This is a genomic window from Pseudomonas sp. FG98, from assembly GCF_057808595.1.
On sequence record NZ_JBMDIJ010000007.1, the window covers coordinates 61344 to 84576 of the forward strand.

The window sequence follows — 23233 nt, forward strand, 5'->3', positions numbered from 1 at the left end:
GTCGAATGTTTTCCCTTCTGTTGCTGGGCTGTCTGTTGGCGGCGGGGCCGGTCGAGGCCGTCAGCCGCGACGGCAACCTCGGCCTGCTCGCCGGCAAGCTGCGGGTAGCGGCGCGGGCGCCAGTGAATATCGTCCAGTTCGGCGACTCGCATACCGCCGCCGACCTGTTCAGCGGCGAGTTGCGCCGGCTGTTCCAGAAGGACTACGGCGATGGCGGGATCGGCCTGGTCTCGGCGTTGCCGGTGCCGGGGACGCGCTACGAGCAGATCGTGCTCAAGGCTGCCGAGGCGCAGTGGAAGCTGGTATCGGCGCGCAATCAGCAGAGCGAGCAGTTTCCCTTGGGCGGCTACCTGGCACTGCCGCAGGTGGACAAGGCCAGTGTGCGGATCGAAGCGCGCCAGCCGAGCGAGCAGCGCTATCGGGTGTCCGCGCTGTACCAGGCCACGCAGCACAGCGGCCTGCATGCCCGTGACGGGCAGAACCCGGATCGTCGGGTGATGCTCGCCGCCACGGGTGGCGAGTGGCGCTTCAGCCCGCTGTTGAACAATGCGCAACTGCCGCTGGAGCTCTCGGTGGAAGCGCCCGTCGGGCTGGCCTTGGGCGGCTGGTTTATCCAGGGGCAGAAGAACGCCGGGGTGACCCTGTCGGCGTTGGGTATCAATGGCGCGCAACTCGGGGTGATGGACAAGTGGCAGGCGGGTTGGCAGGAAAGCCTGAAAGGGCTGCGCCCGGACCTGCTGTTGCTGGCCTATGGCACCAATGAAGCCTTCGATCCTGCGTTCGACCAGGCGCAATACCGTGAGCAGTTGGCCCAGACCCTGGGTGAGCTGCGCCGGCAATTGCCGCGGGCGGTGATCGTGCTGGTCGGGCCGCCGGACTCGATTCGCCAGCGCGGCGCCCAGGGCTGCGCGGCCCGGGTGCCGCAGGCGCTGGAGGGAATCGTCACTAGCCAGCGCGAAGTGGCGAAGACGGTGGGCGCGCTGTTCTGGGATTGGCAGGCGTTCATGGGCGGGGCGTGCTCGATCGAGCAATGGCAGGGCCAGGGGCTGGCGCAGGGGGATCTGATCCACCTGACGGCGGAAGGGTATCGCAAGAGTGCGGCGGGGTTGTATGGCTTCCTGCGCGGGCAGATGGGATTGCGGTAGGCCCAGGCGGCCTCATCGCTGGCAATCGGATCGCCGCCCGGCCAGCTCCCACAGGTATCGCGAGCGCCGCGGACCCTGTGGGAGCCGGCGTTGCCGGCGAAAGGACCGCAAAGCGGTCCCCGGTGGCGACTCAGTTCTTGGCGGTCTTGACCCCCGGCTCCAGCTTCACCGTCTCTTCCAGAGTGAAGCGCCCCAGCGGGTTCTGCGTGAAGTTCTCGATATTGCTGCGCGAGATATTGATGTACGGGCTGTAGTACAGGTCGATCCAGTTGACGTCCTGCTTCGCCAGTTTCTGCAGCTCGGTGTACATCTGACCCCGCTTGACCGGATCGCTTTCCAGGCGCGCCGCGGCGACCAGGTCCTTGACCTTGTCGTTCTTGTAGCGGGTCATGTAGTTCTCGTTGGAGTCATGCCCGAGCACGAAGGTGGTCTTCTGGTCCGGGTCGAGGATGTCGTTGGTCCAGTACATCACCGACAGGTCGTAGTCGCCGTCCACCAGCATCTGCCAGCTCTGGGTCGGGTCGACCTTTTGCAGGTTGGCGGTGATGCCGACGTCCTTCAGTTGCTTCTGCACCAGCACGGCGATCTGTTCGTCGGCCTCGTTGCCGGCGTTGACCACGTAGTTGACCTTGAGCCCCTCGGCGCCGGCCTTCTTCAGCAGTTCGCGGGCCTTGGCCGGGTCGAACGGACGCTGCAGGTTATTGGCGTTGTGGTACAGCGCGCCCTTGGGAATGTACGAGTAGGCGACTTCGCCGTGACCGAAGGTGACGGTGTCGACCAGCGCCTTCTTGTCGATCGCCAGGTCGATCGCCTCGCGTACTTCCTGCTTGCCCAGCAGGCCCTTGGAGTGGTTGATCAGCAGGTGGTCTTCGCGGGTCGACGGGTCGCTGTGGATGGTCAGGGTCGGGTCTTTCTTCAGCTCGTCTACCCGCGAGAACGGCACGAAGATCGCCGTGTCCAGCTCGCCGGCCTGGACCTTGAGCATGCGCGTGTTGTCGTCGGGAATGGAGATCCACTCGACGCCATCCAGGCTGACCTTGTCGGCTTCCCAGAAGTTCGGGTCCTTCTCCAGGATGACCCGGTCGCCACGCAACCACTCCTTGACCCGGAAGGCGCCCGAGGTCACCGGCTGCTGGGCGTAGGCTTCCTCGCCCATGCTTTCCATGGCCTTCTTCGACACGATCGACAGGTTGGCGGTGCTCAACTGGGAGAGGAACGGCACCGACTTGCTCTTCAGGGTCACCACCAGGGTGTGGGCGTCGACGGCCTTGGCGTCGGCGATGTCCTTATAGGCGTCGGACCACATGGAACCCGGGTTGTCGCGAATACGCAGCAGGGTGAAGGCGCCATCCTCGGCGGTGATCGGCGAGCCGTCGGAGAACTTGGCGTCGCGCATCTTGAAGGTGTAGGTCAGGCCGTCGTCGGACACCTTCCAGCTCTCCGCCAGGCCCGGCACCAGCTTGGTGCCGCTGTTGTCGACCCGGACCAGCACGTCGTAGACGTTGCCGAACACCCAGCTGTCGCGGTTCTGCGCACTCTTGATCGGGTCGAAGGTGGTGCTTTCCTCACGGCAACCGATGGTCAGTACGCCTGCGGCCTGGGCCATGCCCGCAGTCAGGGCGCTGGCGGCCAGCAGGGCGGCGGTGAGTAACTTCAATGCTCCGGGTTTCATGCTCAAGCTCCATTTGATGTTGTCGTTGAATCAGAACAGCGGCTCCGCATGGACGCAGGTGTAGTGCCGTGCGCCCAGGGAATGGGTCGGTGGCGCGTCGTCCCGGCAAGCGGGCAGGGCGTGCCGGCAGCGCGGGTGGAAGGCACAGCCGTCGGGCAGTTGCAGCGGGCTCGGTGGCTCGCCCGGCAGCGGTTGCGCGGGTAGGCGGCGGGCCGGATCGATGTCGGCGATGGACTGGATCAGCGCGGCGGTGTACGGGTGGCGCGGCGCGTCGAAGACTTCCTGCACCGGGCCTTCCTCGACGATCCGCCCCAGGTACATCACCGCCACCCGGTCGCACAGCCGGCGCACCACGGTGAGGTCATGGGTGATGAACAGCAGCGCCAGGTTCATGCGCTCGCGCAGTTCCAGCAGCAGGTTGATGATCTGGCCCTGGATCGACACGTCCAGGGCAGCGACGCATTCGTCGGCGATGATCAGCCGCGGCTCGACCGCCAGGGCCCGGGCAATCCCCACCCGCTGGCATTGGCCACCACTCAGTGAGCGCGGCTTGCGCCCGGCCAGTTCGGCGCGCAGGCCGACCAGTTCGAGCAGCTCGACGACCCGCGCCGCGACCTTGTCCTCCGGTACCTTGCGTTGCACCCGCAGTACCTCGGCGAGGATGTCGCCGATACGCTGGCGCGGGTTCAGGGCGCTGTACGGGTCCTGGAAGATCATCGCCGTTTCCCGGCGCAGACGGGCGATGTCGACCGGGCTGCCATGGGCCATGTCGATGCCGTCGAACAGCACCTGCCCGCCGGCCACCGGGGTCAGGTGCAGTACAGCCCGGGCCAGGGTGCTCTTGCCGCAGCCGGACTCGCCGACCAGGCCGAGGGTTTCCCCGGCGGCCAGTTGCAGCGATGCGCCGTTGACCGCGTTGACCTTGCGCGAACGCAGGCCGAACAGGCCGCTGCCGGCGGCGGAAAATTGCACCTGCAGGTCCTTGACCTGCAACAGCGTGGTCATGAGGCTTCTCCGGCCAGCAGGGGCGTATGGCAGGCCAGGCGATGGCCGGGAATGGTCTCGCGCAGCTCCGGCAGGCGCTCGCGGCAGATCGCCGTGGCCTGGGTGCAGCGCGGGCCGAAGCGACATCCGTCGGGCATGGCGCCGAGCAGCGGTGGCTGGCCGCCGATGGTGTTCATCAGGCGCTCGCCGCTGTCAGCCGCCGGGTGGCAGGCGAGCAGGCCGGCACTGTAGGGGTGCTGCGCGCGGCCGAGGATCTCGGCCTTGCTGCCGTGCTCGCACAGGCGCCCGGCGTACATCACCGCAATGCTGTCGCAGGTCTGCGCGATCACGCCGAGGTCGTGGCTGATGAGGATCATCGACAGGCCGCGGCGGTCGCGCAGGTCCAGCAGCAGGCGGAGGATCTGCGCCTGCACGGTGACGTCCAGCGCGGTGGTCGGCTCGTCGGCGATCAGCACCCTGGGGTTGCAGCCCAGGGCCACGGCGATCATCGCCCGCTGGCGCATGCCGCCGGAGAATTCGTGGGGGTAGTTATCCACACGGGACTGCGGGTCGGGGATGCCCACCTGACGCAGCACCTCGATGGCCTCGGCCCGCGCTTCCCGGCGCGAGGCGCCCTGGTGCAGGCGGATGCCCTCGGCGATCTGCTCGCCGATGCGCATCAGCGGGTCGAGGTGGCTGCTGGGGTTCTGGAAGATCATGCCCAACTGGCCGCCGCGCACCCGGCGCATGCCGGCATCGTCCAGGCGCAGCAGGTCGTTGCCGGCCAGGCGCACGGCGCGGCCTTCGAGGCGCAAGGTGGGCGACGGCAGCAGGCGCATCAGGCCACGGCAGGCCATGGTCTTGCCCGAGCCGGACTCGCCCACCAGGCCGAGGATCTCGCCTTCGTCGAGGCTGAACGACAGGCGATCGACCACGGCGATATCGCGCTGGCCGACGCGGGCGATCACGCTGAGGTCTTCCACCTGGAGCAGGGCTGTGCTCATGAGCGGTCTCCGAGACGTTCGGCGACGCCGTCGGCCAGCAGGCTGAAGCCCATGGCCAGGGTCACCACGGCCAGGCCGGGGAAGGTGCAGATCCACCAGGCGCTGGTGATGAAGCTCTGGCCTTCTGCAACCATCGTGCCCCACTCGGCGGTGGGCGGTTGCACGCCGAGGCCGAGGTAGCTGACCGCCGCGCCGTTGAGCAGCACCAGCACCGCGTCGGACATGCAGAACACCACCGAACTGAACAGCGCATTGGGCATCAGGTGGCGGAACAGGATGCGCCGGTGACTGAAGCCCAGGCTCTTGGCTGCCAGGGCGAAGTCGTTTTCCTTGAGGATAAGGATCTGCGAGCGGATCAAGCGGGCATAGGACACCCAGCCGACCAGGGCCATGGCGATGTAGAAGCTGCCCAGTCCTGGGCCGAGGATGGCCATGATCGCCAGCATCAGCACCAGGAAGGGGAAGGCCAGGACGATATCGATCAGGCGCATGCACACCGTGTCCAGGCGCCCGCCGACATAGCCGGAAATCGCGCCGATGCAGGTGCCCAGCAGGAACGGGAAGATCACCCCGATCAACGCCATCTGCAGGTCGATGCGGGCGCCCCAGATCACCCGGGAGAGGATGTCGCGACCGAAGTTGTCGGTGCCGAACGGGTGCGCCAGGCTCGGCGCGACCAGGCGCAGCTCGCTGTTCTGCAACAGCGGGTCGTAGGGCGCGACCCAAGGGGCGAGCAGGGCCAGCAGGCCCCAGCCGAAGACGATGGCGAGGCCGAAGAACAGGGTCAGGCGGCCGTCGCCGAGGTTCCAGCGCAGGCGCCAGCGGACCGGAACGGCAAGGCTGGAACTGCTCATTGCAGCTTCACCCGCGGGTCGAGGGCGGTGGTGACCACGTCGGCGATGAAGTTCACCGCCACCGTGGCGCAAGCCAGGACCATGGCCACGCCCTGCACCACCATGTAGTCGCGGGTGAAGATCCCGCGCACCAGCAACTGGCCGACGCCGGGCAGGGAGAACAGGCTTTCGATCACCACCGTGCCGCTGATCAGCCAGCCGATGTTGACCGCCAGCAGGTTGACCGTGGGCACCATCGAGTTGGGCAGCACATGGCGGCGGAACACGGCGTTTTCCGAGAGGCCGCGGGCGCGGGCGGCGGTGACGTGATCGGCCTGCATTTCCACGAGCATGCTGGCGCGCAGGTTGCGCACCAGCACCGCCGACAGCGCCAGGGCGATGGTCAGGCAGGGCAGCACCAGGTGGTGCAGTTTGTCCGGCCATTCACGGCCGTAGCCGGACACGGGGAACAGCCCCCAGTGCACGCTGAACAGCAGGATCAGCATCAGCCCCAGCCAGAACGCCGGCAGGCCGAGGCCGGCGGTGGTGAACAGGCGGATCAGGTTGTCGCTCCAGCCGCCCTTGTTGCGCGCGGCGATGCTCGCCAGCGGCACGGCGATCAGCAGGGCGAGGATCACGCTGCCGGCCACCAGCATCAGGGTCGGCTCGATCCGCGTGGCAATCAGCTTCAGCGCATCGACCCGGTACAGCAGCGACTGGCCGAGGTCGCCGTTGAGCAGGTTCTTCAGGAAATACAGGTATTGCACCCAGATTGGCTCGTCGAGGCCGAACTGGGTGCGGATCTTCTGGATCGCGTCCGGCGTGCTGCGCGAGCCGAGCAGCACCCGCGCCGGGTCGCCGGGAATCGAACGCACCAGCACGAAGGTGATCAGGCTGATGCCGAACAGCACGGGCAGCAGTTGCAGCGGGCGGGTGAGGACGAAACGGTAGCGCGCCAGGTTCATCGATCAGCCCCGGTTGCGTTGCAGGAAATCCAGCAACACCGGGAAGTAGGCCTCGGGTTCCTCGTAGAACGGCATATGGCTGCTGTTGCGGAACACTTGCAGCTCGGCATGGCCTACCGCCAGTTGCATGCGCATGGCACAGGCCGGGGTCAGTTCGTCGTGCTGGCCGGTGGTGATCAGCACCGGCATGGTGAAATCACCCATCTCCTTGAGGCGGTTCCAGTCCTTGAGGTTGCCGGTGTAGAGGAACTCGTTGGGGCCCTGGATGGTGCCGTAGGGGCCCATGTTCCAGTCGCCCAGCGAGCGCTGCACCGGCGCCGGCCACTGGTCGAGGCGGCAGACGTGGCGGTAGTTGAGCAGGGTGATGGCGGCCTGGTACTGCGGGTGGTCGAGCTGGCCGAGGGCTTCGAAGCGCTGCATCATCGCCACGGTTTCGCTGCCCAGGGCGGCGCGCAGGCGGTCCAGTTCGCTGGTCAGGTGCGGGATGTCGGCGGCGGTGTTTTCCAGGATCAGGCTTTTCAGGGCCTGCGGGTGATGGATGGCGTACTCGATCGCCAGCCAGCCGCCCCAGGAATGCCCGAGCAGGTGCACGCGGCCTAGGTCGAGGGCCTGGCGCACCGTCTCCACTTCGGCGACGTAGCGGGTGATGGTCCACAGCGCCGGGTCTTCAGGGCGGTCGGAGGCGCCGGTGCCGAGCTGGTCGAAGGTGACCACCCGGTAGCCCTTGTCCTTGAGCCAGGCATGGGCGTCGCGCAGGTAGTCGCAGGGCAGGCCGGGCCCGCCGTTGAGCAGCAGCAGTACCTCGTCGCCTTCGCCGTAGCTGTACGCCACGAGATTATGGCCATCGACCGATACGTTGAACTGCTGGTCCGGTTGGATCTCACGCCACATCGCTACTCTCCTGTTGGCAATGGCATACGGCTATACCCTGCGCAGGAGAATGCTCCGCCTACAAGCTAGTATTTCCTATAGGTTTCGTCTGGCAGTCCCGCGCCGAGCCGTGGCATTCTACGTGGCGGACTTCAAGATGGAAATCCGGCAGGGCTGTACAGAGGGAATTACAAACAGGGAGTTACACACAGGGAGTGCAAAGGAATGCAGGCCAAACTGGCTGATCTCAATACCCGTCTGTTGTCTGGCAGGAGCCTTGACGAGCAGATGGACGCTGCCACGGAGCTGGCCGCGCAACTGGGCTTCGACGCCCTGTCCTACGATTACACGACGGTGCCGCTGGACCACGTTGGCGAAGTGCTGACCCCGACGGTGGTGAGCGTGCGCAACACCCCCGGCGACTGGGAAGACCTCTGGTGCGGCGAGGGCTACTACCAGATCGACCCGGTGCAGCACCTGGCCATTTCCTCCATTTCGCCGTTCGTCTGGTCCTATCGGCCGGAAGACCAGACCGTCCTGCAGCGCTATCTCGACCGTCGTCACGCGCCGGTCAGCGGCTATCTGCAGGATGCCCGGCTGACCTGCGGGGTGACCATCCCCATGCACCTGCCCCGGGGCGGCCTGGCCACCCTGACCGGCCTGCGTGCCCATACCAGCGAGCGCGACCTGGCCGAGGCCCGCCATCATCTCGCCGACTTCAGCCTGCTCGCCCACGCCCTGCAGGAAGCCGCCCATCCGTTGCTTATAAAGGACGGCGCGAACAAGAGCATCCGCCTCACCCGCCGCGAGCTGGAATGCCTGCGCTGGGCTGCCGAAGGCCTGACGGCAGGGCAGATCGCCGAGCAACTGAACCGCTCGCTGGCGACCATATCCCTGCACCTGACCTCGGCCATGCACAAGCTTGGTGCAAAAAATCGCGTACAAGCGGTAGCCCGTGCCGTGCATTACCGGCTTTTGGACGACTGATACCGGAAATTTCGCGAAAACCTAGAGAATTCTCTAGTTATGTCCGCACGACGGGGCCGGTAAGGTGTGCCCTACAATTCGCACGGAGCCCGATGAAATGGAACTCATCAAATCGCGTGAAGGCTTTGCCCCTTTCGGCAGTTACCAGACCTGGTACCGCATCACCGGTGACCTCGACTGCGGGCGCACCCCGCTGGTCATCCTGCATGGCGGTCCGGGCTGCACCCATGACTACGTCGATGCCTACAAGGATGTCGCCGCCGGAGGCTATCCGGTCATCCACTACGACCAGTTGGGCAACGGCCATTCCACCCACTTGCCGGACAAGCCGGCGTCGTTCTGGACGCCGGAGCTGTTCCTCGAAGAACTCGACAACCTGCTGGCCCACCTGGGTATCCAGGAGCGCTACGCCATTCTCGGCCAGTCCTGGGGCGGCATGCTCGGCAGCATGCACGCGGCCAAGCGTCCGGCCGGCCTGCGCTGCTTCGTGATCGCCAACTCGCCGGTGGACATGCGTATCTGGGTCGAGGAAGCCAATCGCCTGCGCGCCGAGCTGCCGCCGGAAGTGCAGGAAACCCTGCTGCGCCACGAGGCGACCGGTGACTACAACGCCCCCGAGTACATCGCCGCCACCCGGGTGTTCTACGAACGTCATGTGTGCCGCCTGGAGCCGTGGCCGGACGAAGTGGTACGCACCTTCGAGCAGGTCGATGCCGATCCGAGCGTGTACCACGCCATGGCCGGCCCGAACGAATTCCACATCATCGGCAGCACCAAGGACCTCAGCGTCCTCGACTGCCTGGGCAAGATCGACGTGCCGTGCCTGCTGATCTCCGGGCGCTACGACGAAGCCACGCCGCTGGTGGTCAAGCCGTTCCTCGACATCATCCCCGGGATCCGCTGGGCGCTGTTCGAGAACTCCAGTCATATGCCCCATGTCGAGGAGCGGGTGGCGTGCATGGGTACCGTGGTGAATTTCCTCGACGAGAACCTGTAACCCCGATTTCCCCTTCGCGTATCGGGTAGGGCCAGCGGCTGCAGAGCAGTCCTTGGCCCAACCTGATCCGCATTTTTTGTGGGAATCGTCTTTTTTCTTTGATGTTTTTTTCACAAACAGCTGCCTATAGTGGCGCTCCTTAGTTGGGGAGTAGCCTGCTCCTGACCCTCGGTCATGAGCGTTCGCGTCAACATTCTCGGCAGCAGCCGTGGCGTGAACACCTTTCGGGTTGGCGAGACCAACGATGCATCCATGCCTGAAGTCGGGCGTGTGGCTGCGTCGTTGACTCATAGCCCGACTGGATTGCAACCGTGAACCCGATTTCCCTCTTCTTCCTCGCCATGGCGATGTCCACCGATGCCTTTGCAGCGGCCATCGGCAAAGGTTCGAGCCTGCATAAACCACGTTTCAGCGAAGCCCTGCGCACCGGCCTGATCTTCGGCGTGATCGAAGCCATGACACCGATCATCGGCTGGGGCATCGGTCAGGTCGCGCTGCAATACGTGGAAAACTGGGACCACTGGATCGCCTTCGGCCTGCTGCTGGCACTTGGCCTGCATATGATCTACAACGGTCTCAAGCACGAAGACGAAACCGAAGAGAAAGCCACCCAGCATTCCTTTTTCATACTCGCCGTGACCGCCTTTGCCACCAGCATCGATGCCATGGCTGTAGGCGTCGGCCTGGCCTTCGTCAACGTGAATATCCTGGTCGCAGCAGCAGCGATCGGCATGGCTACCTGCGTGATGGTCACCCTCGGCGTCATGCTCGGCCGGGTGCTCGGTGCGGTTGTGGGCAAGCGCGCCGAGATCGTTGGCGGCGTGGTGCTGATGCTGGTGGGCGCGACCATTCTCTATGAACACCTGACGGCGGTCTGACCCATGACTCGAAGCTTTTCTTTGTTGCATCAGCTGCTGCTGGCGGTTGCCGCGTTGATCCTTGCAGCGCTGGGTTTCTTTGCCTGGCAGAGCTTCTACCCGGTGCAGGCGTCGGGCGAGTGGAGCTATCAGGTGGCCTTCAGGGCAGTGCCCAAGGCGGCGTCGCTGGTGCCGTTGCCCGATGGCTCGCTGATGGTCAGCCAGGAGCTGCGCGGCAGCAAAGGCAGCATCGTGCGCATCCGTCCCGATGGTCAGCGTGAAACCCTGGTGGGCAACCTGTCCAAGCCCGACGGCATGACCCCCGCCCTGGGCGGCTGGGTGTTCAGCCAGGAAGTCGGCGATGCACCGGTGAGCCTGCTCAAGGACGGCCAGGTCACGCCGCTGTTCACCGGCAACAACGTCCAGGGCCTGTGGAACGATGGCGAGGACCTGTATGCCATCGAGGACCGCAAGGGCGATGGCCGGCTGATGCGCTATCGCTGGAGCGACGGTTCGCTGACCGTGCTGCGCGACGGCCTGACCGAGACCGAATCGATCACACGCTGCCGCGACGGCCGTCTGCTCTACAGCGAGAAGGAAACCGGCGTGATACGCCAGTTGACCGAGGACCGCAGCGACCCGGTGGTGCTCAGCGGCCTCAACCAGCCCACTTTCCTGATGTGCGATCAGCGCGGCCTGTGGATCAGCGAGGATTCGACCCACCGCGCGCGCCTGCTGCTGGTGGACCACCAGGGCGAGCAGCGCACCGTGTTGTCGTTCCTCAAGGCTCCGCAGTCGATCGTGCCGACCGACCGTGGCACCTACCTGGTGGCCGAGGGTGGTCGCGACCGCGTACTCGAATTGCTGCCGCCGCCGTCACCGCGGGGCTGAAGGCATCAGGCCGCGCAGCATCAGGCGCGCGGCATTGCTGACCGCTGCGTCGTAGTCCATGTCTTCGCCGCGCAGGCCGGGCAACTGCCAGCCGCGGCTGACGCATGACTGGGCCATGGCCCAGATGGTCAGCAGGGCGTGCTCCGGGTCCACCGGGGCCAGCAGCCCGCGGTCTACCCACTGGCGGATACCGGCCAGGCTCCTTTGCGTCTGCGTCGTCCAGCGGGTGAAGAACTCGCCGGGCAGGCGCCGCGCACCTTCGCGCAACTCGGCCATGAACACCTTGGAGGCGAATGGCTGGCGCTCGAACAGGCGGATCATGCGGATCAGGGTCTGGGTCAGGGCTTCGATCGGTGTCTCGTCGTCCTCCAGCACCGGCATGCACGCGGTCAGGTAGGACGGTGCGATGTCCTCCAGCACCTTGGCGTAGATGTTCTCCTTCGACTTGAAGTAGTAGTGCACGTTGGACTTCGGCAGCCCGGCCATCTCGGCGATGGTGGCGATTTTGGTCGCGGCGTAGCCCTTCTCGGCGAAGGCTTCGCTGGCGGCGTTGAGGATGGTCCGGCGCACGGAGTCGTCGGCGGGGGTGTTGCTGGCAGTCCGCGGCGCATCGAGACGCGGGTCGAAAGGCATGATGTACATCGCGAATTCCTTGTTTTTACCGACAGCGCCGGGGGATGCACGGCGGGTCGGGATTCGGAATATACAAAACTATATAGCGTAGGCATAAGAGCCTTGTATCGTTTTCTATATAACGGTCTCCTCAAGGTGAATCCGGGCGCTGCGGACAACGCGAATCACGGTCGGAGTGAGTTGCCTGGGGCAGCGGGTGCAACCCGGCGGATGGCGATGGCACGGCTGAGAATTTTCTGGCGGATCGCATATGAGAGGCATTACCATTCGCGCGTCTTCGACTGCGAATAGTGGATGTTCTTCCTATGGCCGCCAGCGCGCTTTCCCGTCAGCAAGCCTTGCAGCAGCTCTACCTCAGCCATCACGGCTGGCTGCATGGCTGGCTGCGCCAGCGCACGGGGTGCAGCCAGAATGCCGCCGACCTGATGCAGGACACCTTCCTGCGCCTGCTGAGCAAGGAGCGCGACCTCTCGCCGCTGCGCAATCCGCGTGCCTACCTGTCCACCATCGCCCACTCCCTGCTGGTCAACCACTGGCGCCGGCAGGCCATCGAGCGCGCCTACCTGGAGTCCCTGGCCCTGCAGCCGGAGCAGTACGCACCGTCGCCGGAGGAGCGGGAACTGATCATGGCCACCCTGCTGCAGATCGACGCGATGCTGCGCAGCCTGCCGGGCAAGGTGCGCGCGGCCTTCCTCATGGCCCAGCTCGATGGCCTGACCTACGGGCAGATCGCCGTGAAACTCGGGGTTTCCGAGCGCATGGTGAAGAAGTACATGGCCCAGGCCATGCTGCATTGCCTGCTGCTGGCGGCGGACTGAGGCGGTGAGCAGTCCCGATTTCCTGGTGTTGCAACAAGCTGCCGAGTGGTTCGCGGTATTGCGCGGCCAGCACGGCGAGGCGGAGCGGCTCGCCTGGCAGCAGTGGCTGGAGGCGCACCCGCAAAACCGCCAGGCCTGGGTACGGGTCGAGAGCATCAGCGGCCAGTTCGAGCGCCTGCCCCAGCGCCAGGCCGCGAGCACGGCGTTGCAGGCACGTGGGCCGGGGCGGCGCCAGGTACTCAAGAGCCTGGCGATCGTCGGTGGCATCGGCTTGCTCGGCCTGGGCGGTCGCGAACTGCCATGGCAGCGTTGGCAGGCCAACCAGCGGACCTCGGTGGGCGAGGTGACCGAGCGCCGGCTGGACGATGGCAGCCGCCTGTGGCTGAACACCGACACTGCGCTGGACGTGGATTTCACCCGTACCCGCCGGCACATGGTGCTGTACCGCGGCGAGGCGCTGGTCGAACTGGCGGCCGATGCTCGTCCGCTGTGGCTGGACACCGAAGGCGCGCGCCTGCACGTGGCGGAAGGGCGATTCAGCCTGCGCCAGTTGGAGGACGGCTTCCGGGTGGCCGTCTACAGCGGCTCGCTGGAGGTGCAGGGCGTGCGCCTGCAACGCCTCGTGGCGGGGCAACAGGCCGTCTTCGACCGGGCCCGGATCGATCCTCCGGTGGCGCTGCGTCCTGCCCAGCAGGCCTGGACCCATGGCGTGCTGCAGGCCGACGACATGCCCCTTGGCGAGTTCGTCGCGGAGCTGTCGCGCTACCAGCGCGGTCACCTGGGCTGCGATCCCCGCGTGGCGGGGCTGCGCCTGGTGGGGGCTTTCCCGCTGGCCGATCGCGAACGCATCTTCGCCGCCCTGGAGGCCAGCCTGCCGGTGCGGGTGGTGCGACGCCTGCCGTGGTGGATCAGCATCGAACCTCGCGCTGGCCTGCCGGCCTGATCCCGCGCAAAAAAACTGTCCGGTGCGGTTCCCCTTTTTCGATCTCGCTTGGCTTCAAGGGCAGAAGGGCGATTCGGCCCGCTTCGATTGCCAACCAGACTTTGGGGAATTTCATGTCTGCCTCCACGCCTGTTCACCACCCAATGCGCCGCGCCATCCGCGCGGCTGTCCTGGCCTTGCCGCTGGCCGCCTTGCAACCGGCGCTGGTGGGCATCGCCCACGCCGCCGAGGCCGAGCAGGCCCTGCGCAGCTACGCCATCCCGGCGGGGCCGTTGTCCACGGCCCTGAGCCAGTTCGCCAGTGAGGCCCAGGTGCTGCTGGCGGTGGACGGGCAGCTCACCGCCGGCAAGCAGACCCGCGGTCTGCAGGGTCGCTACGGCGTCGAGGACGGCATGCAGGCGCTGCTGCAAGGCAGCGGTTTGCAGGTGGTTCGGGATGCCCAGGGCGGTTATTCGCTGGTGGAACTGAACGAAGCCGGCAGCTTGGCCTTGCCGGCGACCACGGTCGAGGGGTTCGCCCTGGGCAACGCATTGGGCAGCATGGATGGCTACCTCGCCACCCATAGCAGCGTGGCGACCAAGACCAGCAAGGAGCTGGCGAAAACCTCGCAAAGCGTGTCCGTGGTCACCGCCACGCAGATCGAGGAGCAAGGCTCGCGTACCGTGGCCGAATCCATGCGCTACACCGCTGGGGTGCTGACCAACCCCTATGGCAGCACCCACCGCTACGATTACCTGGCCATGCGCGGGATCAACGACGGCTCGGTGGACAACATCATCATCGACGGCCTCAAGTCCATGGGCGACCCGGGGTCGTTCACCAGCCTGCAGATCGACCCCTACTTCCTGGAGCGCATCGATGTGCTCAAGGGACCGTCCTCGGTCCTGTACGGTCGCAGCAACCCGGGCGGGCTCGCCGCCCTGACCACCAAGCGCCCCGAGTTCCAGCAGGCCGGGCGCATCGACCTGTCCTTCGGCAGCCATGACTACAAGCAGACGGCCTTCGACTTCACCGGCCCGCTGAGCGACAAGATCGCCTACCGCGTGGTCGGGCTGGCCAAGGACAGCAATGTGCAGGTCGACCATGTCGAGGAAACCCGCTACAGCCTGATGCCAAGCCTGGCGATCAACCTCGACGACGACACCCTGCTCAACCTCTACGCCTATCTGCAGCACGAGCCCAATGGCGGTTACCACGGCAGCGTGCCGGCCTCGGGCACCCTGCACAAGCGCAACGGCCAGCGTATTTCCGCCAGTTTCTTCGAGGGCGACCCGGACAAGGAAGAATTCAAGCGTACCCAGCAGATGGTCGGCTACGAGTTCGAGCATCGCTTCAACGATGTGTGGAGTGCGCGGCAGAACTTCCGCTACCTGGATGCCACCACCGAGAACAGCCAGGTCTGGGGCAATGGCTACCTGAGCGACAGCAGCAATCAGCTGGCTCGTGGTTTCAGCGGTGGCGAAGAGCACCTGCATGGCTGGATCGTCGACAACATGCTGCAGGCCGACTTTGCCACCGGAGCGGCCCAGCACACCGTGGTCACCGGCCTGGACTACCAGTATTCGAAGAACAAAGTGCGCTACGACCGCGACTACACCTCGATCACCCCGCTGGACGTGTTCAACCCGAGCTACCCGGCCAACGACCTGTCCGGGCTGACCACCGTCAGCGAGGCCCTGCGCCGGCAGAAGCAGGCGGGCCTGTATGTGCAGGACCTGATCCAGCTCGGCGGCTGGAACTTCAGCGCCGGTCTGCGCCAGGACTGGTATGACGTGTCCATCGACGACTACCGCCAGGGCACCAAGGACGCCAACGTCGGCAACAAGCTAAGCGGCCATGTTGGCGTGCTCTACGCGTTCGACAACGGCCTGTCGCCTTACGTCAGCTACTCGACCTCGTTCAACCCGACCTCGAACTATTCCGATGGCGCGCAGATCCTCGAACCGACCACCGGCGAGCAATGGGAATTCGGCCTGAAGTTCCAGCCGCCGGGCACCGAGGACCTGTACACCCTGTCGTTCTTCACCATCGAGATGGAGAACCTGTTCGCCAAGGAGAACAGCTTTACCGACAGCTACGAGTACAAGGGCGTCGGTGGCATCGATTCCCGTGGCGTGGAGTTCGAGGCGCGGGTGCAGTTGACCGATAACCTGCAATTGCTGGGCAGCTACACCTACAACGATGTGGAGTACAGCAAGTCCTACTACATCTTTGCCGACAACACCTACACCAACGTGGTGGATGCCAAGGGCAACACGCCGTACCAGACACCCGGGCAGATGGCCAGCCTGTGGGCCGACTACGCCTTCAAGGATGGCCTGCTGGCCGGCCTGACCATCGGTGCCGGCGCGCGCTACGTGGGCGAAAGCTACGGCAGCGACCTGAACGACTTCAAGGTACCGTCCTACACCCTGTTCGACGCTTCCGTCAGCTACGACTTCGGCAACCTCGGCCTGCATGGCACCTCGCTGCGGGTCAATGCCAACAACCTGACGGACGAGTACTACGTTGCGTCCTGCTACTCGGCGACCGCCTGCTACCTCGGCGAGGAACGCAGCGTCGTGGCGACCCTCACCCAGAAGTTCTGACGGCCCGACGGGGCCACCCGCTCAAGCGTGGCGGCCCCGTATAGCGACGAGACGACACCATGCTGCGTAACCTCCTGGTGCTGCTGCACCGCTACCTGGGACTGGCGACGGCGCTGTTTCTTGCCCTGGCCGGTATCACGGGCAGCGTGCTGGCGTTCCAGCACGAGCTGGACGAATGGCTCAACCCACAGTTCTACCAGACCGAGCCTGGCGCAACCCCGCGCCTGGATGGCCCCGACCTGGTCGAGCGACTGGAGGCGCGCTACCCGCAACGCCTGGTCTGGTATCTGGAGCAACCGGATGAGGCGGGGCACTCGGCGTTGCTGGCGACGGTGCCGCGTACCGATCCGGCCACCGGCCAGCCGTACCCGTTGCAACCGCGGGTATTCTACCTCGATCCGGCGGATGGCCGGATCCTGGGCGAACGTGAGTGGGGGGCCTGCTGTTTCTCCCGGGAAAACCTGGTGCCCTTCCTCCTGACGTTTCACTACAGCCTCAGCCTGCCGGGTAATTGGGGGATCTGGCTGATGGGCATCGTCGCGATGCTCTGGACTCTCGACTGCCTGGTTTCACTGTGGCTGACCCTGCCGCGTGGCCGGTCGTTCTGGCGCAAGTGGGGCAAGGCCTGGACGATCAAGCGCCAGCGCTTCAACCATGACCTGCACCGCGCCGGTGGCCTGTGGCTATGGCTGCTGCTGACGCCGGTGGCGCTGAGCAGCGTGGCGATGAACCTTCCCGCCCAGGTGTTCAAACCGGTGGTGTCGCTGTTCTCCGAGGTGCCGCTGAGCACCTATGAAGCGCGTGGCCGCTTGCCCAAGGCGCAATTGGGCACGCTGCGCCTGGACTACCGCCAGGCTTATCGGCTGGCGCGGGAGGAGGGTGATCGCCTGGGCCTGCACGCCCCGATCACCGAGCTTTACTACAGCTTCGAATACAACTTCTTCGGCGCCGGCTTCGGTGACCATGCCAGTGACGAGGGCAATGCCTGGGTGTTCGTCGACGGCCAGGATGGGCGGGTGATCGGCCGCGAGATTCCCGGTGTCGGCAGCCTCGGCGAGCGCTTCTGGCAATTGCAGTTGCCGATCCACGGCGGGCGTATTCTCGGCCTTCCGGGACGGATAGCGATTGCCGTGCTGGGCGTCGCCATCGCGGTACTCAGCGTCACCGGTGTGGTGATCTGGTGGCGCAAGCGCCGGGCACGACGGTTTGCCGCCCGGCGCTTTGTAGACCCTCAGTTACGCTGAAGCAAGACCTGCAGGGTTCTCCCGTACAACCAGGCGAAAGCGGTCAGCAGTACCGCGCCTGCCAACGTCGGTACCAGGGCGAAGCTCCAGTCAGGTTGCATCATGAACACGATGATCGGGTTGCCCCCCGCAGGTGGATGGGTGGTGTCGCTGATACCCATCAGCACCAGGGCCAGGGCGCAGGCCAGGCTCATCGGCAGTACGCCGGGGCCAAGGCCATGCAGGCAGGCCAGGCCAATGCAACTGCTCAGCAGATGGCCGCCGATCACGTTGCGCGCCCGTGAGAACGGCGCCTTGGTGTAGCCGAACAGCAGCACGCAACTGGCCCCGAAGGAGCCGATCAGCCAGGGCTGGCCACTGCGCTCGGCGAGGCTGGCGACGATGCCCAGGGCCAGGAAAGCCCCCAGACCGGCCAGCAATAGCTGGCCGATACGGGTCCGGACCGGTAGCGCGGTGTTCAGCGAGGTACCCGGCGGAGACTGGCTCATGGCGCTTTACCGCTTGAAGCGTTCGGCTTCTTCCGAACCCTTGGTCGCGTTACCGGCGCTGTAGGAGTGCGCGCCGACCCCGGCCAGCTTGCCGCCCTGGACGATCAGGTACTCGTTGCGGATCGGCCGGTTCTCGAAGTAGCACTCGAGGATCTCGCGGGTGCCGGCGGCGTAGCGCGCCTGGGCCGAGAGGCTGGTGCCGGAGATGTGCGGGGTCATGCCGTGGTGTGGCATGTGCCGCCATGGATGGTCCGCCGGCGCCGGCTGCGGGAACCACACGTCGCCGCCGTAGCCCGCCAGTTGCCCGCTTTCCAGGGCGCCGGCGATGGCGTCGCGGTCGCACAGCTTGCCCCGTGCGGTGTTGATCAGGTAGGCGCCGCGCTTGAAGTGCTTGAGCGAGTCCTGGTTGATCATGTGCTCGGTTTCCGGGTGCAGCGGGCAGTTCAGGGTGACCACGTCGCAGACCTTGGCCAGGCTTTCCAGGGTGCTGTGGTAGGTCAGGTTGAGTTCCTTTTCCACGGCTTCCGGCAGGCGATGGCGGTCCATGTAGTGCAGGTGCACGTCGTATGGCTTGAGCAGACGCAGTACGCGCAGGCCGATGCGCCCGGCGGCCACGGTGCCGACGTGCATGCCTTCGAGGTCGTAGGAACGCGACACGCAATCGGCGATGTTCCAGCCGCCCTTGAGCACCCACTGGTACGACGGCAGGTAGTTGCGCACCAGGGCCAGGGTGGTCATCACCACGTGTTCGGCCACGCTGTTGCTGTTGCAGTAGGTGACTTCGGCCACGGTGATGTTGCGTTCCATGGCGGCCTGCAGGTCGGTGTGGTCCGAGCCGATGCCGGCGGTAACGACCATTTTCAGCTTGGGCGCCTTGTCCATGCGCTCGGCGGTCATGTAGGCCGGCCAGAACGGCTGGGAAATGACGATCTCGGCGTCATGCAGTTCGCGGTCGAGGACGCTGTCGGCGCCGTCCTTGCTGGAGGTGACCACCAGTTCGTGGCCGTTGGCCTCAAGGTATTTGCGCAGGCCCAGCTCGCCGGACACGCTGCCGAGCAGGGTGCCGGGCTGGAAGTCGATGGCCTTGGGCGTGGGCAGCGACTGGCCGTCCGGGTAGCTTTCCAGGTGGGGCAGGTCGTCGCGGGCGTAGCGCTGGGGTTGGCCGGTGACCGGGTCGTCGTACAGAACGCAAACAATCTTCGCCATTGCAGTCTCCTGATTCTTGGAAGGAGCGCGCGCCGTTGCGGCGGGCTGCCCAAGCGCTGTCCGCGCTCGTCGCCATCCTCGGCGAGCGGGGCGGGAGCGGGCCAATCGCTTGTTCCGATCTCGTGATCAGGCAGACCGATCAACAGTGCAGGAAGGCGTCGACCCGGCGTTGCAGATCCAGCGAGGTGAACAGTTGCAGTGCCGCCTGCAGCAGCGGCGGCTGGGGATCGCGGCGCAGCAGGACCAGGCCGATCTCCCGCTGCAGTTCCGGCACCAGCGGGATCGCGCAGACCTCGTCGCGCAGTTCCGCCAGGGCCAGGGCGCTATGGGGTACTACGCTGCATAGCCCGGAACAGCGCACATGGCCGTAGAGCACCATCATCGAGTCGGTTTCCACCCGTGGCGTGACCTCGACCCCGGCGCGGGCGAAGGCTTCGTCGATGCCCTGGCGACACTGCATGTTGCGGGTCAGCAGGCACAGCGGCAGGCGCGCCGCGTCCTCCCAGGTCAGGGTCGACTGGCCGCGCAGGCTGCTGTCGTCGCGGGTGATCAGCACGTAGCGTTCGCGGAACAGCGGCCAGGTCTCGAAGGATTTCAGGCGGGCGTCGGACAGGTAGGTCATGCCCAGGTCCAGCTCGAAATTGCCGATGCCCTGGAGGATCTGCGAGGTGGCCAGGGTATGGATCGCGTGGTTCAGCCTGGGGTGGGCGGCGAGGCAGGGGTCGGTCATCAACGGCACCATCGACAGCGCCGTGGGAATCGCCCCCAGGCGCAGTGTGCCGACATGGCCGTCCTCGCGCTGGCGGGCCTCCTGGCGCATCGCCCCGCAGTCGGCAAGGATCCGCCGGGCCCAGCCCAGGACCTTTTCACCATCGGCGGTGAAACCTTCGAAGCGTCGGCTGCGCTGGACCACGGCGACGCCCAGGTCTTGCTCCAGCGAGCGGATCGCCTCGGAGAGGGCGGGTTGGGAGACATTGCACTTTTCCGCGGCACGGCCGAAATGCCGCTCCTGGGCGAGGGTCACCAGATAGGTCAGTTGGCGCAAAAGCATGGGGCAGGGTCCTGCTGTCATTGTCGTTATGTGGGAAGAGATATAGCGCAATACAGAAGCGTGGCGAAACAGCGGATCAGAACGCTGTATTGAAAACTATATAGCGTTGGGCGTAGCCTGCTCGCGGAGTCGAACCGAGCCGTGGACCTTTCCTGATGACGCAACGTACCTATCCCTATATCGCCTGGCGTCTGACCCGGACGTTCCAGATCCTGCGGGTCGAATTGGTGGCGGGCGGCATCTACGGCAGCGGCTATGACCGCACCCAGACCGGGCATAGCTACCCGCTCAGCGAGCTGTTTGCGTCGAAGGACGAGGCGATTGCCGAAGGGGAACGGCGCCTGCAAGCGGTGGAAGCGGACATTGCCCGACGGCAGATGACCCTGGCGCGGCGGCGCCAGGAACTGTCGGACCAGCGTCGGGCGAATTGCAGCTAGTCTTGATCGTTCTGGTCACGCCACCCGTAGCGTTCAGGACAACCCATGATCAACGACAATTTCGACCGCTTTCTGCGGTCTGCGATGGATGAACTCAAGAAAAAACAAAGCCTGCTCGAAGCCGAACACCATTTCGGCAGCTATGTTCGCTGGTTCTTCGATCAGGACCTGGGGCTGCTGCAGATGTACGACGCCGACGAGCGCAAGGTCTGCGAGGCCGATGTGATCTTCCTCGGCAGCCACGCCGGCAACGCCAACACCTGGCGCTGGGCCTGGAGCATCGAATCGCTGCTGCCGCGGCACCGGGAAAAATCCGCACCGCTCAAGGCCCTGGGGGATCTCACAGGCCTGGACCTGTTCGTCTCCGAGCAGGCCTTTTCGATCGACGATGAACCGATGGCCTGGGAGCTGGCGGCGATCTGCGTGAAGTTTCTCAATGCGCTGGGGGTGTACCGGGCACCGTATGGGCAGTTGAATTCGTTTCTGGCGCTGACGGGGGTGAGGCGGGTGGCGGGGTGATGTCGGGGTTCTACGATGGAAACGCCTACTTGCAGGACTATGAGGATTACTGCTGATGAACATGCATAACCCCCTCCATCCCGGTGAGTTCATTACTGGGATCTACCTGGAACCCAATGGAGTTAGCGGTCGTGGGCTGGCGGAGATACTGGGCGTCGCTCCTTCGACCCTGGGTCGTGTGTTGAAAGGTTCCAGTCGTGTCACTCCGGAAATGGCTCTGAGGTTGTCTGTCGCGCTGGGTCGCTCCCCCGAGAGCTGGCTGGCCATGCAGGATGCATACGATTTGTGGGTCGCGCGTCAGCACGTCGATCTGGAGCGAGTAGGGAAATTGGCGATTGCCTGAGCCAGAGCGGGTGAGGACAAATTCCGGGCATTAAAAAGCCGGCTTGTGGCCGGCTTCTCGGGGACAGTCTTGGCTGGCTTTTGGCGCGCCGCAACCGCCTTCAAATCGTTGGACGATGCCCTGGGGCGTCGTATGAGCGAGGACTGTGTGAGGCCTCGCCCGGCCCGTGACGTGCAAACGGCAGTCAGGGCTGAGGTGGCGCGTAGCATACTGGGAATGACTCGCAATGCCCAGCAAAAAATGCCACCAGATGCTTCAGTCCGGCCTTTCGCTGCGAAACTGCGCCCACCAGAATACCCAGCCCAGCACTTCCAGCTCATGGCCACGGGAGTGACCGACGCTGTAGTTCTCGCAGGGAAAACCCTCGCTGTCGTGGCTGTGCAGGCGCAAGGCGCCGTTGCTGCGCTTGCTCAGGCTGTTGACGCGTAACTGACCGTTGTGGACCACGGCATAGAGCTCGCCGTCGACCACCCGGGTCATGCCGCGGTCGATGGCCAGCGGCGCGCCGTAGGGGATCAGCGGGGTCATGTTGTAGTCGGGCATGCACAGGGCGACGGCCTGGCTCGGGTCGACGCCAAGGCGGTCTAGGGCGTGGCCGGGCAGGCGCAGGTGGCGTTTGGCGATGGGTTCGAGCTGGCGCGCGCGCAGGGTGTGGAACGGCAGCACGACATCGTGTTCGCCATGGCTGCTGAGGGCGCTGTGGTCCGGCGGTTCGCAGCGGGGCTGGCCGTTGCGGTTGCGGTTGATCCGCGGCAGTGGCGAGCTGTGCTTGGGACCTTCGCCGGTACGCAGCCATTTGGCCCGCACGCACAGGAGTTCGGCGATTTCATCGAGGCGCGCCTGGGGTACGCCGCGATGGAACCAGTTGTTTACATGCTGGGGCGTTACCTTGCGTTGTGCGGCAAAGTCCGAAGCGCTCAGGTTGCACTCGCTCAGCAAGGCCTTCAATCGATCACCGGATGTATTCATGGGCATCGATTCTAGTGAGCCGGGGCAAGGCTTCCTATAAACATTGAGTTGAGACGTTTCAGGAGCCTGTTGGAAGCGTGATTACGGCTGTTGCCGACAGTTTTGTAGGAATTTTCGTAATTTTTTTAGAATTCACTCTGTTCGAATGGATTCCAGCCCAGCGCCCATAAAAAAGCCCCGCGAATGCGGGGCTTTTTCACTGCAAGCGGGCTCAGCCTTTGTAGGCAGCGGCCGCTTTGCTGATCTCGGCGCGGGCAGCGTCAGCGTTGCCCCAACCATCGATCTTGACCCATTTGCCTTTCTCGAGATCCTTGTAGTTCTCGAAGAAGTGCTTGATCTGCTCCAGCAGCAGGGCTGGCAGGTCGGTGTATTCCTTCACGTCGACGTACAGCTGGGACAGCTTGTCGTGTGGTACGGCAACGATCTTGGCGTCGCCGCCGCCGTCGTCGGTCATGTTCAGCACGCCGACCGGACGGGCGCGGATCACCGAGCCTGGCGCAACCGGGTACGGAGTGACGACCAGCACGTCCAGGGGATCGCCGTCGTCGGCCAGGGTGTTCGGGATGAAGCCGTAGTTGGCCGGGTAGAACATCGGGGTGGCCATGAAGCGGTCAACGAACAGGCAGTCGCTGTCCTTGTCGATCTCGTACTTGATCGGCGCGTGGTTGGCCGGGATCTCGATGGCGACGTAGATGTCGTTCGGCAGGTCTTTGCCCGCCGGGATCTTGCTGTAGCTCATTGGGCGTTGCCCCCGTGTTTGACCAAAAATTGGCCGCGATTATAGGCACA

Annotated in this window: 24 protein-coding genes and 1 riboswitch; of the genes, 12 read left to right on the forward strand and 12 right to left on the reverse strand. The window is 65.1% G+C overall.

From position 1 onward, the window contains the following. The first annotated feature begins 5 nt into the window (after positions 1-5). Positions 6-1145, forward strand: a complete 1140-nt coding sequence (locus ACODSK_RS07480) for an SGNH/GDSL hydrolase family protein (RefSeq protein WP_489014974.1) — start codon at positions 6-8, stop codon at positions 1143-1145. Between the two features lie 130 nt (positions 1146-1275). Here ACODSK_RS07480 and ACODSK_RS07485 read toward each other — a convergent pair whose 3' ends face one another. The 6 genes from ACODSK_RS07485 to ACODSK_RS07510 are packed head-to-tail and all read right to left on the reverse strand — an operon-like array spanning position 1276 to position 7494. Continuing rightward, complete coding sequence (locus tag ACODSK_RS07485; protein WP_489014976.1) at positions 1276-2817, reverse strand: ABC transporter substrate-binding protein; 1542 nt, start codon at positions 2815-2817, stop codon at positions 1276-1278. 30 nt (positions 2818-2847) lie between these two features. Further along, positions 2848-3822 (reverse strand): ABC transporter ATP-binding protein, encoded by a 975-nt coding sequence (locus ACODSK_RS07490; protein WP_489014978.1) that lies wholly within the window; start codon positions 3820-3822, stop codon positions 2848-2850. Beyond that, the gene (locus tag ACODSK_RS07495) at positions 3819-4805 is read right to left on the reverse strand and encodes an ABC transporter ATP-binding protein (RefSeq protein ID WP_489014980.1); all 987 of its coding nucleotides are present in this window, start codon (positions 4803-4805) and stop codon (positions 3819-3821) included. The genes ACODSK_RS07490 and ACODSK_RS07495 overlap by 4 nt, the downstream gene beginning before the upstream one ends. Continuing rightward, a complete protein-coding gene (locus ACODSK_RS07500) occupies positions 4802-5659 on the reverse strand; it encodes an ABC transporter permease (RefSeq protein ID WP_489014982.1) in 858 nt (285 codons plus the stop codon). The genes ACODSK_RS07495 and ACODSK_RS07500 overlap by 4 nt, the downstream gene beginning before the upstream one ends. Then, entirely contained in the window at positions 5656-6603 is a 948-nt protein-coding gene (locus tag ACODSK_RS07505; RefSeq protein WP_489014984.1) for an ABC transporter permease, read from the reverse strand. The genes ACODSK_RS07500 and ACODSK_RS07505 overlap by 4 nt, the downstream gene beginning before the upstream one ends. Before the next feature lie 3 nt (positions 6604-6606). Beyond that, a complete protein-coding gene (locus tag ACODSK_RS07510) occupies positions 6607-7494 on the reverse strand; it encodes a proline iminopeptidase-family hydrolase (RefSeq protein ID WP_489014986.1) in 888 nt (295 codons plus the stop codon). 204 nt (positions 7495-7698) lie between these two features. Between ACODSK_RS07510 and ACODSK_RS07515 the strand changes: the two genes are divergently transcribed. The 4 genes from ACODSK_RS07515 (at position 7699) to ACODSK_RS07530 (ending at position 11205) form a co-directional block, all read left to right on the forward strand. Next, positions 7699-8460 carry a LuxR family transcriptional regulator gene (locus ACODSK_RS07515; protein WP_489014987.1) on the forward strand — a complete coding sequence of 254 codons (762 nt, stop codon included), beginning with the start codon at positions 7699-7701 and terminating at the stop codon, positions 8458-8460. Between the two features lie 97 nt (positions 8461-8557). Next, complete coding sequence (locus ACODSK_RS07520) at positions 8558-9457, forward strand: proline iminopeptidase-family hydrolase (protein WP_489014988.1); 900 nt, start codon at positions 8558-8560, stop codon at positions 9455-9457. Between the two features lie 137 nt (positions 9458-9594). Further along, positions 9595-9759, forward strand: a riboswitch (yybP-ykoY riboswitch). 9 nt (positions 9760-9768) lie between these two features. Next, entirely contained in the window at positions 9769-10335 is a 567-nt protein-coding gene (mntP, locus tag ACODSK_RS07525; protein ID WP_489014989.1) for a manganese efflux pump MntP, read from the forward strand. 3 nt (positions 10336-10338) lie between these two features. Next, on the forward strand, positions 10339-11205 hold the full coding sequence (locus ACODSK_RS07530; protein WP_489014991.1) for an SMP-30/gluconolactonase/LRE family protein: 867 nt from the start codon (positions 10339-10341) through the stop codon (positions 11203-11205). Here ACODSK_RS07530 and ACODSK_RS07535 read toward each other — a convergent pair. Then, on the reverse strand, positions 11191-11847 hold the full coding sequence (locus ACODSK_RS07535) for a TetR/AcrR family transcriptional regulator (protein ID WP_489014993.1): 657 nt from the start codon (positions 11845-11847) through the stop codon (positions 11191-11193). The genes ACODSK_RS07530 and ACODSK_RS07535 overlap by 15 nt on opposite strands. A gap of 296 nt (positions 11848-12143) precedes the next feature. Between ACODSK_RS07535 and ACODSK_RS07540 the strand changes: the two genes are divergently transcribed. The 4 genes from ACODSK_RS07540 to ACODSK_RS07555 all read left to right on the forward strand — a co-directional run bounded on the left by ACODSK_RS07540 (position 12144) and on the right by ACODSK_RS07555 (position 17431). Further along, a complete protein-coding gene (locus ACODSK_RS07540) occupies positions 12144-12656 on the forward strand; it encodes a sigma-70 family RNA polymerase sigma factor (protein ID WP_489014995.1) in 513 nt (170 codons plus the stop codon). A gap of 4 nt (positions 12657-12660) precedes the next feature. Further along, positions 12661-13599 (forward strand): FecR domain-containing protein, encoded by a 939-nt coding sequence (locus tag ACODSK_RS07545; protein ID WP_489014997.1) that lies wholly within the window; start codon positions 12661-12663, stop codon positions 13597-13599. Positions 13600-13712: 113 nt separating this feature from the next. Then, complete coding sequence (locus ACODSK_RS07550; RefSeq protein WP_489014998.1) at positions 13713-16187, forward strand: TonB-dependent siderophore receptor; 2475 nt, start codon at positions 13713-13715, stop codon at positions 16185-16187. Between the two features lie 62 nt (positions 16188-16249). Beyond that, positions 16250-17431, forward strand: a complete 1182-nt coding sequence (locus tag ACODSK_RS07555) for a PepSY-associated TM helix domain-containing protein (protein WP_489015217.1) — start codon at positions 16250-16252, stop codon at positions 17429-17431. Here the strand turns inward: ACODSK_RS07555 and ACODSK_RS07560 are convergent. The 3 genes from ACODSK_RS07560 to ACODSK_RS07570 form a co-directional block, all read right to left on the reverse strand. Next, on the reverse strand, positions 17419-17919 hold the full coding sequence (locus ACODSK_RS07560; protein ID WP_489014999.1) for an HPP family protein: 501 nt from the start codon (positions 17917-17919) through the stop codon (positions 17419-17421). The two genes, ACODSK_RS07555 and ACODSK_RS07560, sit on opposite strands and share 13 nt — an antisense overlap. 6 nt (positions 17920-17925) lie before the next feature. Further along, positions 17926-19125 (reverse strand): NAD-dependent formate dehydrogenase, encoded by a 1200-nt coding sequence (locus ACODSK_RS07565; RefSeq protein ID WP_489015000.1) that lies wholly within the window; start codon positions 19123-19125, stop codon positions 17926-17928. 139 nt (positions 19126-19264) lie between these two features. Then, positions 19265-20176, reverse strand: a complete 912-nt coding sequence (locus ACODSK_RS07570) for a LysR family transcriptional regulator (protein ID WP_489015002.1) — start codon at positions 20174-20176, stop codon at positions 19265-19267. A gap of 155 nt (positions 20177-20331) precedes the next feature. Here ACODSK_RS07570 and ACODSK_RS07575 point away from each other — a divergent pair, with 155 nt between their 5' ends. From ACODSK_RS07575 to ACODSK_RS07585, 3 genes are read left to right on the forward strand one after another with little or no spacing between them, the layout of a single operon-like run. Continuing rightward, entirely contained in the window at positions 20332-20613 is a 282-nt protein-coding gene (locus ACODSK_RS07575) for a hypothetical protein (RefSeq protein WP_489015003.1), read from the forward strand. Between the two features lie 45 nt (positions 20614-20658). Further along, positions 20659-21132 (forward strand): DUF6882 domain-containing protein, encoded by a 474-nt coding sequence (locus tag ACODSK_RS07580; RefSeq protein WP_489015004.1) that lies wholly within the window; start codon positions 20659-20661, stop codon positions 21130-21132. A 55-nt stretch (positions 21133-21187) separates the two neighbouring features. Continuing rightward, positions 21188-21475, forward strand: a complete 288-nt coding sequence (locus tag ACODSK_RS07585) for a HigA family addiction module antitoxin (protein WP_489015006.1) — start codon at positions 21188-21190, stop codon at positions 21473-21475. A 255-nt stretch (positions 21476-21730) separates the two neighbouring features. Here the strand turns inward: ACODSK_RS07585 and ACODSK_RS07590 are convergent, their stop codons facing one another. Together ACODSK_RS07590 and ppa are read right to left on the reverse strand one after the other, a co-directional pair. Beyond that, positions 21731-22444 carry a LexA family transcriptional regulator gene (locus tag ACODSK_RS07590; protein WP_489015007.1) on the reverse strand — a complete coding sequence of 238 codons (714 nt, stop codon included), beginning with the start codon at positions 22442-22444 and terminating at the stop codon, positions 21731-21733. A 211-nt stretch (positions 22445-22655) separates the two neighbouring features. After that, positions 22656-23183, reverse strand: coding sequence for an inorganic diphosphatase (ppa, locus tag ACODSK_RS07595; protein ID WP_489015008.1), 528 nt, complete (start codon positions 23181-23183; stop codon positions 22656-22658). Positions 23184-23233 lie beyond the last annotated feature (50 nt).